The organism is Streptomyces sediminimaris, assembly GCF_047049295.1.
Classification (GTDB): Bacteria; Actinomycetota; Actinomycetes; order Streptomycetales; family Streptomycetaceae; genus Streptomyces; species Streptomyces sediminimaris.
In genome coordinates this window covers 7,599,716-7,613,596 of sequence record NZ_JBJWOT010000001.1, presented here as the reverse complement: position 1 = coordinate 7,613,596, position 13,881 = coordinate 7,599,716, and the positions used below count along the sequence as shown (strand labels likewise).

Sequence of the window (13,881 nt, the reverse complement as noted above, 5' to 3'; positions counted from 1 at the left end):
GGCGCCGTACGCAGAGGACAGGACGCAGGCGTGAGATCTCCGGGAGTGTTGAGGAAGATGACCAAGAAGTCCCCCTCGGTCCACCGGGCGGCGCTGGCCGCGAGCGCGGTCGCCGTGCTGGGCCTGCTGACGGCCTGCGGCAACGACGGCGCCACCTCGGCGAGCTCTCCGCAGACCCTCTCCGGTACGGCCGCGCCCGCCACCGGTCACGGCACCGACTCGGCGGCCCCGTCCGCCTCGGCGTCGCACACCGCCGCCGGTGGCACCGCCCCGGGCACGGCGCGGCCGACCGCCGCGTCCACCGCCCCGGGCAAGGGCGCCTCCACGCCGGCCGGCACCTCGGGAGGGGGCCGTTGCCACACCTCCGAGCTGAGGGCGACCGTCGGGCGCAACAACCCCGGTGCCGGGCAGGAGAACTTCCCGATCGTGCTGACCAACACCTCCTCGCACACCTGCACGGTGCGCGGCTACCCGGGCGCCGCGTTCGTCGACGGGTCCGGCAGGCAGCTGGGCGCCGACCCGACGCGCTCCCCGGGCACGCCCGCGACCGTGTCGCTGGCACCGGGCAGGAGCGCCTGGGCCGGGCTGACCTTCTCCAACCCCGGCATCAGCGGGGCCCGCACGGCCACCCCGGCGTCCCTGCTGGTGACCCCGCCGGACGAGCGGGCCCATCTGACGGTGCCCTGGCAGGGCGGCCCGGTGCCGGTGTCGGGCAACGCCTCCTCGGTCCGTCTGACGGTGTTCCGGCCCGGCACCGGAGCCTGATCGGCGGGGGTCCGGGCGGACTGTCCGCCCCGGCCTGCTTTCATGGAGGGTCCCCGCGCTGATCCACCCCGAGGGTCCCCGGCGCAGAACCGCCCGAAGGACCCGCCCTGAACACCCCGCTCGCCGAAACGCTGTCCGTCGTCCTGCTCGTCGCCGTGCTGGCCTTCGCCGTGGTGCGTCCCGGGGGCCTGCCCGAGGCCGTGGCGGCCGTGCCGGCCGCCGGGGTGCTGATCGCGGCGGGGGCGATCTCACCGGAGCACGCGCGGACCGAGGCCGCGAGCCTGGCCCCGGTGGTCGGCTTCCTGGCCGCGGTGCTGGTCCTGGCGCACTTCTGTGACGTCGAGGGCCTCTTCCAGGCGTGCGGCGCCTGGATGGCGCGGCAGGCGGCGGGGTCCCCCGGGCGGCTGCTCGCGGCGGTCTTCGTGCTGGCCTCGGCGATCACGGCGGTGCTCAGCCTGGACGCCACCGTGGTGCTGCTGACACCGGTGGTGCTCGCCACCGCCGCCCGGGCGGGGGTGCGGGCCAGGCCGCATCTGTACGCGTGCGCCCACCTGTCGAACACGGCCTCGCTGCTGCTGCCCGTCTCCAACCTCACCAACCTGCTGGCGTTCGAGACGAGCGGGCTGAGCTTCATCCGGTTCGCGGCGCTGATGGCGTTGCCGTGGCTGGTCGCGATCGGTGCCGAGTACCTGGTCCTCCGGCGCTTCTTCGACACCGACCTGGCCGTCTCCGTCCGCCCCCCGGCCGTCGGCGCGGCACCCGAACCGCCCCTGTTCGCCCTGGTCACCGTGGGCTGCACGCTGGCCGGATTCGTCGTGGCCTCGGCGGTCGGCATCGAACCGGCCTGGGTGGCCGCCGCGGGCGCGCTGGTGCTGGCCGGCCGCGCGCTGCTGCGGCGGCGCGCCACACCCCTGTCGGTGGTGCGGGCGGCGCAGCCGGCGTTCCTGGCGTTCGTCCTCGCGCTCGGCGTGGTGGTGCGGTCGGTCGTCGACCACGGGCTCGCCGGCGCGCTCGGCCATGTGCTGCCCGGCGGCTCGGGGCTGCTCGCGCTGCTGGGCATCGCCGCGGTGGCGGCCGTACTGGCGAACCTGATCAACAATCTGCCCGCGGTGCTGGTCCTGCTGCCGCTGACCGCCGCGGCGGGGCCCGGCGCCGTCCTGGCGGTGCTGCTCGGGGTGAACATCGGCCCGAACCTCACCTACGCGGGATCGCTGGCGACGCTGCTGTGGCGGCGCATCCTGCACCGGGAGGGGCACGAGGTCCGGCTCGCCCGGTTCACCCGGCTCGGCCTGCTCGCCACCCCGGCCGCGCTCGTCCCGGCCGTGGCGGCGCTGTGGCTGTCCCTGCGGGTGGCCGGCTGAGCGTCGCGGTCAGTGGCGGCCGCCACCGCCGTGTCCGTAACCGCCGCCGTACCCGTAACCGCCGTACCCGGAGCCGTCCCAGCCGCAGGAGTAGGGGTTGTAGGAGCAGTACGGGTTCGTGGGGTACGAGGTCGTCGGCGTCGGCCGGGCGGTCGTCGGGGTCGCGGACGGCGTCGGTGTGGGAGCCGGTGTCCGCGCGGTCTTCGGGGCGGTCCTGGCCGAGGGCGACGGCGCGGTGCCGCCGTCGGTGTCCCAGTTGACCACCTGCATCTCGAGGTCGTCCTTCGAGCCGTCGAACACCCAGCGCTGGACGGCGCTGTTGTCGCGGTTCTTCGCCACCAGCGCGCCCGAGCCGTCGGTGGCGGCGGGGGTCAGCGCCAGGTCCTGGTTCCAGCGCGGCACCAGGGTGCCCCGCAGGGTGAAGTCGTAGCGGACGTTCCTGCTCTTCGGCGCGGAGTTGCCCGTGCACGGGGCGAGCAGCACCGAGAAGCCGAGGTGGGAGTCGAGGCACAGGCTGGGGTCGGTGACGCTGCGCAGGCGGCCGTCCGTCTCGTACGACCACTGCTGCACGGCCGCCGAGGAGCACGCGGCGAGTGCGGTCTCCGCCCCCGCGGCGGCCTTGCCGCCGACGACGGCGACGCACAGGCCGGAGCCGCGGTTGCGCAGCCGGCCGCGCAGGGCGCCCCGGGCGCCCGTGCCGGTGCCGGTGCCGATCCAGGACGGATCGGCGGTCGGTGAGCCCTGGCCTCGGCCGGGCGCCCCGGAGGGCTTGCCGCCGCCGGCCGTGGTGGTGCCGTCGGAGCCGAGGACGGACCACAGGACCAGCGGCAGCACGATCAGCGCGCTCACCGTCACGGCGGCCGCCGCGAGATTGCGGCGGCGGGCGGCGGCGCGGCGCCGGGCGGCCTTGCCGGCCGAGCGGCGGGAGGCGGCGCGGCCACCGGGGCGCGGGCCCGTGGCGGGCACGGGGGCGAACGGCTCGCCCGGTATCGGCGGGGCGGGGACCTCCGGGGGGAGCGGGCCGGGGTCCTCGGGCCAGGCGGTGCGGGACTCCACGTAGGCCCGCGCGCCCCAGCCGAGCACCGCCTCAGCCAGCGCGAGGCCGAGTCCGTGGTGGAACTGGGCCAGCTGGTCCGCGGTGTGCCGGCAGTGCCGGCAGCGGGAGAGGTGGGCGGCGAGGTCGGGGTCGATGTCGATGTCGCCGCGCCGGTAGGTCACGTCGAGCATCCGCAGGAAGCGCCGGCACTCCTGCTCGGGAGCGAGTTCGCGGTGGACCTGGAGGCACTCCTCACGCAGCCGCTCGCGGGCCCGCTCCAGTTCGACGCGCGCGTCCTCCACCTCCAGACCCAGCAATCCGGCGGGTACGTCCAGCGCTTCGGCCTCGACCTCGGTGTGCCACAGCAGGCAGCGGGCCGACTGGGGCAGGCGCTGGAAGGCACCGGACAGCAGGCGCCGGGCGGGCGACGGCAGCAGCAGGGCCGCGACACGCCGGCCGCCCGCGCGCAGGTCCGGGCCGAGGTGTTCGCGTCTGTGGTCGTCGTCCCACTCCGCCGCGATACGGCGCACGGTGACCAGCAGCTGGGGCCGCCATGCGGAGGTGGGGCCGTTCTGCCGCAGCGTTTCTCCGAAAAGGCGGGTGAAAGCGGCAGTTGTGAGCATTCCCGCGGAAGCGGCGCCGTCGGTGCACAGCCGGGCGTAGGCGAATGCCGCTTCCCAGTGCCGGTCGAGGAGTTCGCCGACGGGTTGCAGCGCGGGCGTCGTGCCCGTCCACTTTTTGAGTTCGGCGCTCAGTTGTTCGTCCGTCACGTCGAACCGGCGGTCGGACCTGGGGGAATTCGACAGGCCGGTGTCTTTCACGGCTGCATTCCTCTCGGGGGCATGCGGCATAAAGTCCATACCAATGGGTATGGGGATCCCCTCCGCCGAGGCGACGGGGTCCGCCGGTACGGGGTTCGGCTGCTCCAACGCCCGCCTGGGGAAGCTCTTTTGGAGCGTAGACGAAAGAGGAGCGGCCTCGCACGCACGGCGGAAATGCCTCTGGTCCGTGCGCCGACAGCGCACACCTTTGCACAGGTCAGGGACGCCCAACAAGAGATCACGCGGATTTGTGCATTACTCGCCCCGCGGCGGCTGTTGACGAATTGTCAGCCAAGCCGTCCGGCCGTTCGGAATCGTATTCGACGGGCCTCGGGAAAGGGCCCCGTCCGAACCATTGACCTGCCCCTGGGCCGCACATCCGGCGAGTGGCGCGCACGACCCGCCTCCGGCTGCGCCCCTTGGCCTCCCGCACGGTAAGGGCGGGGCGGAACCGCGTCGGCCGGTCCGCCGCCCGCGGCGGCACCCGCCACCGCACGCCGACCCCGTACGGCGACCGGGTGCCGTTGCCGGAGAGCGAGGGGGCGGGCCCGCGCGGCACCGGGTTCGCGCCGCACGGGCCCCATCAGCCGGCGGCGCGCAGCCGGCCGCGGGCATCGCGCGGCCGGCCACCATGGCGCCGCACGCGACCGACGGCCTCACGCGGCCCCGCGGCCGGGCCCCGGTCAGCCGTGCCCGGCGATCGCGTGGGGCTCGTACGGCTGCTGCAGCTCCTCGAGCTCCTTCTCGCTCAGCTCCAGCTCGACCGCGGCCACCGCGTCCTCGATGTGGTGCGGCTTGGCGGCGCCGATGATCGGGGCGGCCACCGTGTCCTGGTGCAGCAGCCAGGCGAGCGCGACCTGGGCGCGCGGGACGCCGCGGTCGTTCGCGAGGCGGGTGACGGCCTCGACGATGGTGCGGTCGCTGTCGGCGTAGAGGCGGTCGCCGAAGTTGTCGTTGGCGCTGCGTTCGGTGACCGTCCCCCAGTCCCGGGTGAGCCGGCCGCGGGCGAGCGGGCTCCACGGCAGGACGCCGACGCCCTGGTCGGCGCAGAGCGGCAGCATCTCGCGCTCCTCCTCGCGGTAGAGGAGGTTGTAGTGGTTCTGCATGGACACGAACCTGGTCCAGCCGTGCCGCTCGGCGGTGTACTGCATCTTGGAGAACTGCCAGGCGAACATCGAACTGGCTCCGATGTAGCGCACCTTGCCCGCCTTCACCAGGTCGTGCAGGGCCTCCATCGTCTCCTCGACCGGGGTGTGCGGGTCGAACCGGTGGATCTGGTACAGGTCGACGTAGTCGGTGCCGAGCCGGGTCAGGCTGTGGTCGATCTCGGAGAGGATCGCCTTGCGGGACAGGCCCGCGCCGTTGGGCCCGGGCCGCATCCGGCCGTTCACCTTCGTGGCGAGGACGATCTCGTCGCGGCTCGCGAACTCGCGCAGCGCCCTGCCGACGATCTCCTCGCTGGTGCCGTCGGAGTAGACGTTCGCCGTGTCGAAGAAGTTGACGCCGGCCTCCAGCGCCTGCCGGATCAGCGGACGCGAGGCCTCCTCGTCGAGCGTCCACTCGTGCGTGCCGCGGTCGGGCAGTCCGTAGGTCATACAGCCCAGACAGATCCGCGACACCTCGAGGCCCGTCGAACCGAGCTTCACGTACTGCATCGTTGCTGCTCCTGCCTTCGGGAGGGGGTACCAGTGGGGAGCGTACGACGTCATGTCCCACGCGCCTCCGCTTTACCGTCCCCTCTTGACGGCAAGCCACGCCGGACGCTTTCATCCTTCAGACGTGCCGCCGCGTGCAGCGGGGCACACAGAGGTGCGCCCAGCCGGTAGCGGACGAGCTCCAAGTCCGGCCCCAGTCGCCAGGACCGACCGGACACCCGGTCCGAGGCGGGGTCGTACCCGCGATTGATGGAGCGGACATGCCCGCCAAGGGTGTATCCCGCGTCGGAGGTCTCGGGACGGCCGTCGGCGCCTGCCTTCTTCTCGTCGCCGGGTTGTCGGCGTGCGGTTCGTCCTCCGCGCCCTCGCCCGCGGAGCCGAAGCCGTCGAGGTCGGCGCGTGGTCCCGCGTCCGGGACGTCCGGCACGAAGGCCACCGCCCCGGACCGGCCGGCGCCCACCGGCGTCCGCCTCCCGCCCCGGCACGCCGGCTTCGACTACCAGATCGGCGGCGCCTATCCCCCACCGGCGGGCGTGCGCATCGTCAGCCGCGACCGTACGGCGCCGCCGGCGCCCGGCCTGTACAACATCTGCTACGTCAACGCCTTCCAGGCCCAGCCCGACGAGCGCGGCTCCTGGCCCGCCGACCTGCTGCTGCGGGACGCGCGGGGCAAGGTCGTCGTCGACGAGGACTGGGGCGAGGCGCTGCTCGACATCCGCACACCGGCCAAGCGCGCACGCGTGGCGGCGCGGATCGGCACGTGGATCGACGGTTGCGCGGCCAAGGGATACGACGCCGTCGAGCCCGACAACTACGACAGCTACACCCGCTCCCGGCACCTGCTGAGCGCGAACGACGCCACCGCCTTCATCACGCTCCTGTCCCGCCGCGCGCACGCCCGGCACCTGGCCATCGGGCAGAAGAACACGGTGGAGCTGGCCGGGCTCAGGAAGCGGACGGGGCTGGACTTCGCGGTCGCCGAGGAGTGCGCCGAGTACGACGAGTGCGGGACGTACGCGAAGGCATTCGACGACCGGGTGCTGGTGATCGAGTACTCCGACAGCGGGCTGCGCAAGGCGCTGGCGGGCTTCGGCGGCCGGCTGAGCATCGTCCGCCGGGACGTGATGGTGTCGACGCCGGGCAGCGGCCACTACGTGCGCAAGGTGCGGTGAGCGCGATGACCGACGGCATGACACGTCGCCGGCTGCTGCTGGGCGCGGCCTCCGCCGCCTCCGCCGCCGCCGTGAGCGCCTGCGCCGGCGGCGGCTCGGACGGAGTGGGCGCCGGCGGCAGGGTGACCGTGGAGCTGTGGCACGGGCAGTCGGACACGGCGCGCAAGGCGCTGGAGAAGCTGGTCGCCGAGTTCAACCGCACGCATCCCGCCATCCACGTCGACGCGGGCGGCGGCGGAGTGCTCGCCGACGCGATGCTGCAGAAGGTGACGGCCGCGCTCGCGGCCGGTTCGTACCCGGACGTCGCCTACATCTTCGGTTCGGACCTGGCCAGCGTGGCGCGCTCGCCGCGGGTGGTCGACCTGACCGACGCGATGCGCGACGGTCCGACGCCGTGGAGCTCGTACTGGAAGCCGGTGCGCGAGGCGGTGACCGTCAACGGCCGGGTGCGGGCGGCGCCCGCGGTGCTCGACTCGCTGGCGGTCGTCTACAACCGCACGCTGTTCCGGCGGGCCGGCGTCCCCTTCCCGAAGGCCGGCTGGACCTGGGACGAGTTCACCGCCACGGCACGGCGGCTGACCGACTCCGGCCGGGGCGTCTTCGGCACGGGCTGGCCGGGCGTCGGCGACGAGGACACCGTCTGGCGGCTGTGGCCGATGATCTGGGACCTCGGCGGCGAGGTCGTCGCCGCGGACGGCAAGCACATCGGCTTCGCGGACCAGGGGGTGCGCGCGCTCGGGACGGTCGCCCGGCTCGCCCGCGACCGGAGCGTCTACGTCGACATGAAGACCGGCAGCGAGCAGATGTACCAGGTCTTCCTCAGCGGCCGGATGGGGATGGTCCCCACCGGGCCCTGGGAGCTGCCGGACATCATCACCGCCGGCATCGACTACGACGTGGTGCCGCTGCCGTCGTACAGCGGGCGTCCGGTGACCATCTCGGGTCCGGACACCTGGACGGTGTTCGACAACGGCGGCGCCCGCTCCCGGGCCGCGAAGGAGTTCGTGCGCTGGATGACGCAGCCCGCGCAGGACGTGCGCTGGGACGCCTCGGCGGGCAGCCTGCCGCTGAGCACGGCGACGGCCGACCGGCCGGAGTGGCGGCGGCACAGCGCCGGCACCACCGGCCTCGCGGTGTTCACCGATGCCCTGCGCTCGGCCCGCGTCCGTCCCATCCACGCGGCCTACCCGCAGATCTCCCAGGCGCTCGGCGAGGCGGCCGTCTCCGTCCTGCTCGGCCGGGACTCCCCGGAGCACGCCGTGCACCGATGCGCCGAGAAGGCCGACGCGGCCCTGCTGATCCCCAGGTGACTTCCCCGGTACGGGAGACCGTCATGTCCACACTGCCCCGCGCTCTCACCCTCGCCCCGCAGGCACCGGCCGTCCCGGCCGCGGACCGGCGGGCCGCCCGCCGCCGGGCCCGCCGCGAGCGGGCCACCGCCTGGGCGTTCATCAGTCCGTCGGTCGTGGTGATCCTCGGCCTGAGCATCGTGCCCGTCGTCTGGTCGCTGCTGCTGTCGTTCCGCGCGGACGACCTCGTCACGCCCGGCCGCTGGGTGGGCCTGGACAACTACCGCGCGCTCGTCCAGGACCCCAATTTCCGTACGGCGGTGGGCAACACGCTGCTGTACGCGGCCCTGTACGTCCCGCTGAGCCTGGTCGGCGGGCTCGCCCTCGCGCTGGCCCTCAACCGCCGGCTGCGCTTCATCGGGGTGTACCGCACGCTGGTGTTCATCCCCTTCGTGGTGTCGGCGACGGCCCAGGGCGTGCTGTTCTCCTTCATCCTCGACCCGGACTTCGGTGTCGCCAACGCCCTGCTGCACCATCTCGGCGTCTCCAGACAGGGCTTCCTCTCCGATCCCGGCCAGGCCCTGTACCTGCTGGTGCTGATCTCCCTGTGGAACGGCGTCGGGTTCTGCGTCGTGGTCTATCTGGCGGCGCTGCAGGACGTGCCGCCCGAACTGGTGGAGTCGGCGCGGCTGGAGGGCGCCAACCGCCGTCAGGTCCTGTGGTACGTCACGCTGCCCGCGCTGACGCCGGTCACCGTGTTCCTGCTCCTGTGGCAGCTGATCACCGCCCTGCAGGTCTTCGACCTGATCTACGTGACGACCAAGGGCGGCCCGCTCGACTCCACGACCGTCGTCGTCTACTTCGTCTGGCAGCAGGCCTTCCAGCTGTTCACGGCCGGGTACGGGGCCGCCTCGGCGTACGTCCTCGCGGTCGCGCTGCTGCTGGCGGGCGGCGCGCTGCGCCTCGTCCGGCGCCGCCGGGGCCGTACGGAAGGAGCCGCCCGATGAGCACGCGCCGTACCTCCCACGCCTGGCACCTGCTGCTCGCGCCGCTCACCTTGGCCTTCGCGCTGCCGCTGGTGTGGCTGCTGCTGAGCTCGGTGATGTCGGACGCGGAGATCAACCGCTTCCCGCCCGCGCTGTGGCCCGACGGCATCCATCTGGGCGGCTACCGGTACGTACTGGGCAACGCGATGTTCCCGCGCTGGTTCCTCAACTCCCTGATCGTGTCCACCGTCGCGGTCGCCTCGAACCTGTTGTTCGGGGCCCTCGGCGGGTACGCGTTCGCGCGGATGCGGTTCGGCGGGTCGCGGCTGGTGCTCGGGCTGATGCTGGCGACGATGGTCGTGCCGTTCCAGCTGACGATGATTCCGACGTTCCTGGTGATGAAGTGGTTCGGGCTGATCGACACGCTGGGCGCGCTGATCGTGCCGTCGCTGGTGACGCCCTTCGCGGTGTTCCTGTTCCGGCAGTTCTTCCTCTCGCTGCCGCGCGAGATGGAGGAGGCCGCCTGGATCGACGGGTGCTCGCGGCTGCGGGTGCTGTTCTCCATCGTGCTGCCGCTGGCCCGGCCCGCGCTCGCCACGGTCGCCGTGCTGACCTTCCTCACCGCCTGGAACGACCTGTCGTGGCCGCTGATCGCCATCAACCACGACACTCAGTACACGCTCCAGCTGGGGCTGACCACCTTCCAGGGCCAGCACCACACGAAGTGGTCCGCGGTGATGGCGGGCAACGTGATCACCGTGCTGCCGGTGCTGATCGCGTTCCTGCTCGCGCAGAAGACGTTCGTCCAGTCGCTCACGTCGAGCGGGATCAAGGGGTGACCGGGGTGTCGTACGACCTGCTGGTGATCGGGGACGTCAACCCCGACGTGGTGCTCGGCCCGGTGAGCGGGCTCGAGTTCGGCCAGCGCGAACAGCTCGTGGAGCACGGCAGGCTGGTGCTGGGCGGCTCCGCGGCGATCATGGCCTGCGGGGCGGCCCGCCTGGGGCTGCGGGTCGCGTTCGCGGGGCGGGTGGGCGACGACGCCGCGGGCGCGTTCGTACGGCAGGCCCTCGCCGCGCGCGGCGTCGACGTGGGCCGTCTGGTCGTGGACCCCCGGCTGCCCACGCCGCTCACGGCGATCGTGACCACGGGCGACGGCGACCGCGCGATCCTCACCTCGTCCGGCTGCCTGGCCGCGACGGGCCCCCGGGACGTGCCCGCCGACCTGCTGGCCGGGGCCCGGCACGTGCACGCGGCCTCCTTCTTCCTGATGCCGCGCCTCGCCCGCTCACTGGCCGACGTCTTCGCCGAGGCCCGCGCGCACGGGGCGACCACCTCGCTCGACACCAACGACGATCCCGCCGCCCGCTGGGACCGCGCCCTCCTGGACCCGGTCCTGAAGGTCACGGACGTGCTGCTGCCGAACGCGGCCGAGGCCCGGGCGCTGTCGGGACAGGAGCAACTGACCGACGCCGTGGAGTCGTTGACGCGCCACGGCCCGGCCGTCGTGGTCAAGGACGGCGCGGACGGCGCGCTGGCCCGTCTCGGCGGGGAGCTGCTGCGCGTCGGGGCCGTCCCCGTCGAGCCCGTCGACGCGGTGGGCGCCGGGGACAGCTTCGACGCCGGTTTCCTCGCGGCGCGGCTGCGTGGACTGGATCCGCGCGCGTGTCTCCGGCTCGCCGCCGCGTGCGGCTCGCTGTCGACGCGCGCCCATGGCGGTACGGCGGCACAGCCCACATGGGACGAGGCGTGTGCCGCCGCCGATCCGAAAGGGAACGCATGAAGATCGCCTTCGTGGGGGCGGGCAGCGTGGTGTTCACCCAGGGCCTGCTGGCGGACCTGTTCGCCTTCCCCGAACTCGCGCACGCCCGCATCGCGTTGCACGACATCGACGCCGAACGGCTGGCCACCGCCGAGGGCGCCGCCCGCCACATCGCGGAGGTGCGCGGGGCGAAGCCGGTGATCTCCGCGCACCTCGACCGGCGAGCGGCGCTGGCGGAGGCCGACTTCGTCGTCAACATCGTCCAGGTCGGCATGGACGCGGCCACCCGTACCGACTTCGCCGTCCCGGCCCGCTACGGACTGCGCCAGACGATCGGCGACACGCTCGGCGTCGGGGGCATCTTCCGGGCGCTGCGGACCTTCCCCGTCCTCAGGGGCATCGCCGAGGACATGGCCGAGCTCTGCCCCGACGCGCAGTTGCTGAACTACACCAACCCCATGGCGATGAACGTCCTCTATCTGAGCCGTATCGCCCCCCGGCTGAAGGTCACCGGCCTGTGCCACTCGGTGTACTGGACGATGCACGACCTGTCCGCGCTGGTGGGCGTGCCCTTCGAGGAGGTCTCCTATCTGGCGGCCGGCGTCAACCACCAGGCCTGGGTGCTGCGGTTCGAGCGGGAGGGGCGGGACCTCCACCCCTTGCTGGAGGAGGCGATCGCCCGCGACCCCGGCCTGCTGCGCCGGGTGCGCGTGGACATGTACCGCCGGCTGGGCCACTACCCCACCGAGACGAGCGAGCACTCCTCCGAGTACGTGCCCTGGTATCTGCGCCATGACAGCGAGATCGAACGGCTGCGGCTGCCGGTCGGCGCGTACCTGGGCATCATCGAGGAGAACGCGGCGAGCTACGAGCGCACCCGCGAGGCCCTCGCGGCGGGCCGTCCGCTGCCGGTGGAGGGCACGCTGGAGTACGCCCCGCAGGTCATCCACAGTACGGTCACGGGCACGCCCCGCACGGTCTACGGCAACGTGCCCAACCGCGGCCTGATCGACAACCTGCCGGCCGACTCGGTGGTCGAAGTGCCGTGCCTGGTGGACGCGCTGGGCGTGCAGCCGACCCGTGTGGGAGCCCTGCCCCCGCAGTGCGCGGCGCTCAACCGTGCCTACGTCTCCGTCACCGACCTGGTGGTCCGCGCGGCCACGGACGGCGACCCGCGCCACATCCGGCACGCCGCCATGGCCGACCCGGCGACGGCGGCGGCCCTGCCGGTGGAGCGGATCTGGGACCTGTGCGACGACCTGGTGCGGGCCCACGGGGAGTTGCTGCAGCCGGAGCTGCGGGCGGAGCTGGGGCACTGACGGCGGGTGTCCGGGCCCTGCCGAGGGGGCGCGGATGTCAGTCGCGCCGCAGCGACTCCAGCGCGCGCTCCCAGCCGAACTCCGGTCGTGAGCCGTCCGGTCCGGGCTCGCCCGAGTAGGGCTCACCGAACCGGACGCCCATCCCGCGCAGCCGCGCCAGGCTGTCCTGGTAGGCGGGGTGGGCGGCCAGGGTGCCGGCCACGCACGGGAGCACGGCGACCGGGACGCCCAGGCCGTAGGTCTCGCACAGCGTCGCCACGGCCAGGGTGTCGGCCAGGCCCGCCGCCCACTTGTTGATCGTGTTGAAGGTGGCGGGCGCGACCACGACGGCGTCCGGCGGCGGAAAGGGCCGCGGCTCGCCGGGAGTGCGCCAGGCGGAGCGGATGGGACGGCCGGTCTGCACCCGGACTGCGGCGGTGTCGAAGAAGCCGTTCATGGCGACCGGCGTGGCGATGACACCGACCTCCCAGCCCCGCGCCTGCGCGGCGGTGATCAGCCTGCCGACGTCCGCGGCCACGCCTGCGGCGCAGACGACGACGTAGAGGAAGGGTTGCCCGGCCCGTTGGGTCATCCGGGAACCCTACTGAAGCGGGAAGGACCGTCCGCGCTCGGCCTCGGGCCGCGGTCCGTGGATGCGGCGCTCCTTCTCCTCGATCGGTACGTCGTCGATGCTGGCCTCGCGGCGGGTCATCAGGCCGTGCTCGTCGAACTCCCAGAGTTCGTTGCCGTAGGAGCGGTACCACTGGCCGCCGGCGTCGCGGCACTCGTACTGGAAGCGGACGGCGATGCGGTTGCCGTCGAACGCCCACAGGTCCTTGCGCAGCGCGTAGTCCAGTTCGCGCTCCCACTTGGCGGTGAGGAACTCGACGATCCGGGCGCGGCCGGTGACGAAGGTGTCGCGGTTGCGCCACACCGAGTCCTCGGAGTAGGCGAGCGCCACCTTCTGCGGATCACGGGTGTTCCAGGCGTCCTCGGCGGCCTGGACCTTCTGCGCGGCCGTCTCGCGGGTGAACGGCGGCAGGGGCGGGCGGTCGGCCATGAATTCCTCCTCGACGGGCGGGCAGCGGAGGAGAACGAGCGTTCTCCTGCTGGCTGCTACGGTAGGAGAACGCTCGTTCTCGCGTCAAGGAGAGGTGGTGCGCCGCATGGCCGTCATGGACCGCGCAGCCGCACGTGAGCAGGCGCTGGACGCCGCCGAGGAGCTGTTCTACGGGCGGGGCGTCCAGTCCGTCGGCATGGACGACATCCGGGGCGCCTCAGGGGTCTCGCTCAAGCGCCTCTACCAGCTGTTCCCGGCGAAGGAACAGCTGGTGGAGGCGTACCTGGAGCGGCGCGACGAGCGCTGGCGCGCTCGCCTCGCCGACTTCGTGCGGCGGCGCGAGGACCCCGAGGAGCGGATCCTGGCCGTCTTCGACTGGCTGGAGCTGTGGTTCGGCGAGAACGGCTTCCGCGGGTGCGCCTGGATCAACTCCTACGGCGAACTGGGCGCCACGTCGGAGCGCGTGACGGCCCAGGTGCGCGCCCACAAGCGGGCGTTCCGCGACTGCCTCGCCCGGCTCGTGGCGGACGCGGGCCTCTCCGCCGCCCTGAGCGGCCAGCTGTTCCTTCTCGCGGAGGGCGCCATGGTCACGGCCGGCATCACCCGGGCCACGGAGCCGGCCCGGCAGGCGCGGGAGGCGGCCCGGATCCTGCTCCGGGCCGCCTGAGACCGGCCC

13 protein-coding genes are annotated in these 13,881 nt (G+C 73.3%); 9 read left to right on the top strand and 4 right to left on the bottom strand.

The annotated features are described in order from the left end of the window. Nucleotides 1-57: 57 nt before the first annotated feature. Nucleotides 58-765 carry a DUF4232 domain-containing protein gene (locus tag ACJ9NR_RS34890; RefSeq protein ID WP_412490673.1) on the top strand — a complete coding sequence of 236 codons (708 nt, stop codon included), beginning with the start codon at nucleotides 58-60 and terminating at the stop codon, nucleotides 763-765. Between the two features lie 107 nt (nucleotides 766-872). Next, the gene (locus ACJ9NR_RS34885) at nucleotides 873-2,126 is read left to right on the top strand and encodes an SLC13 family permease (protein WP_412491823.1); all 1,254 of its coding nucleotides are present in this window, start codon (nucleotides 873-875) and stop codon (nucleotides 2,124-2,126) included. A gap of 9 nt (nucleotides 2,127-2,135) precedes the next feature. Here the strand turns inward: ACJ9NR_RS34885 and ACJ9NR_RS34880 are convergent, their stop codons facing one another. Together ACJ9NR_RS34880 and ACJ9NR_RS34875 are read right to left on the bottom strand one after the other, a co-directional pair. Next, nucleotides 2,136-3,983 (bottom strand): RICIN domain-containing protein, encoded by a 1,848-nt coding sequence (locus tag ACJ9NR_RS34880; RefSeq protein WP_412490674.1) that lies wholly within the window; start codon nucleotides 3,981-3,983, stop codon nucleotides 2,136-2,138. Between the two features lie 683 nt (nucleotides 3,984-4,666). Next, complete coding sequence (locus ACJ9NR_RS34875; RefSeq protein WP_412490675.1) at nucleotides 4,667-5,638, bottom strand: aldo/keto reductase; 972 nt, start codon at nucleotides 5,636-5,638, stop codon at nucleotides 4,667-4,669. A 260-nt stretch (nucleotides 5,639-5,898) separates the two neighbouring features. Here ACJ9NR_RS34875 and ACJ9NR_RS34870 point away from each other — a divergent pair, with 260 nt between their 5' ends. From ACJ9NR_RS34870 to ACJ9NR_RS34845, 6 genes are read left to right on the top strand one after another with little or no spacing between them, the layout of a single operon-like run. Beyond that, the gene (locus tag ACJ9NR_RS34870) at nucleotides 5,899-6,810 is read left to right on the top strand and encodes an endo alpha-1,4 polygalactosaminidase (RefSeq protein WP_412490676.1); all 912 of its coding nucleotides are present in this window, start codon (nucleotides 5,899-5,901) and stop codon (nucleotides 6,808-6,810) included. A 5-nt stretch (nucleotides 6,811-6,815) separates the two neighbouring features. Beyond that, entirely contained in the window at nucleotides 6,816-8,120 is a 1,305-nt protein-coding gene (locus tag ACJ9NR_RS34865; RefSeq protein ID WP_412491824.1) for an ABC transporter substrate-binding protein, read from the top strand. Between the two features lie 23 nt (nucleotides 8,121-8,143). Beyond that, nucleotides 8,144-9,106 carry a carbohydrate ABC transporter permease gene (locus ACJ9NR_RS34860; RefSeq protein WP_412490677.1) on the top strand — a complete coding sequence of 321 codons (963 nt, stop codon included), beginning with the start codon at nucleotides 8,144-8,146 and terminating at the stop codon, nucleotides 9,104-9,106. Then, nucleotides 9,103-9,924, top strand: coding sequence for a carbohydrate ABC transporter permease (locus ACJ9NR_RS34855; protein WP_412490678.1), 822 nt, complete (start codon nucleotides 9,103-9,105; stop codon nucleotides 9,922-9,924). The genes ACJ9NR_RS34860 and ACJ9NR_RS34855 overlap by 4 nt, the downstream gene beginning before the upstream one ends. After that, complete coding sequence (locus tag ACJ9NR_RS34850; protein WP_412490679.1) at nucleotides 9,921-10,868, top strand: carbohydrate kinase family protein; 948 nt, start codon at nucleotides 9,921-9,923, stop codon at nucleotides 10,866-10,868. Before ACJ9NR_RS34855 ends, ACJ9NR_RS34850 begins: the two co-directional genes overlap by 4 nt. Further along, the gene (locus ACJ9NR_RS34845; RefSeq protein WP_412490680.1) at nucleotides 10,865-12,166 is read left to right on the top strand and encodes an alpha-glucosidase/alpha-galactosidase; all 1,302 of its coding nucleotides are present in this window, start codon (nucleotides 10,865-10,867) and stop codon (nucleotides 12,164-12,166) included. The genes ACJ9NR_RS34850 and ACJ9NR_RS34845 overlap by 4 nt, the downstream gene beginning before the upstream one ends. 37 nt (nucleotides 12,167-12,203) lie before the next feature. Here ACJ9NR_RS34845 and ACJ9NR_RS34840 read toward each other — a convergent pair whose 3' ends face one another. Together ACJ9NR_RS34840 and ACJ9NR_RS34835 are read right to left on the bottom strand one after the other, a co-directional pair. Then, on the bottom strand, nucleotides 12,204-12,737 hold the full coding sequence (locus tag ACJ9NR_RS34840; RefSeq protein WP_412490681.1) for a flavoprotein: 534 nt from the start codon (nucleotides 12,735-12,737) through the stop codon (nucleotides 12,204-12,206). 9 nt (nucleotides 12,738-12,746) lie between these two features. Then, on the bottom strand, nucleotides 12,747-13,205 hold the full coding sequence (locus tag ACJ9NR_RS34835) for a nuclear transport factor 2 family protein (RefSeq protein WP_412490682.1): 459 nt from the start codon (nucleotides 13,203-13,205) through the stop codon (nucleotides 12,747-12,749). A gap of 115 nt (nucleotides 13,206-13,320) precedes the next feature. Here ACJ9NR_RS34835 and ACJ9NR_RS34830 point away from each other — a divergent pair, with 115 nt between their 5' ends. Next, nucleotides 13,321-13,872: a TetR/AcrR family transcriptional regulator gene (locus tag ACJ9NR_RS34830; RefSeq protein ID WP_412491825.1), complete on the top strand. Its 552-nt coding sequence runs from the start codon at nucleotides 13,321-13,323 to the stop codon at nucleotides 13,870-13,872. The last annotated feature ends 9 nt before the right edge of the window (nucleotides 13,873-13,881 follow it).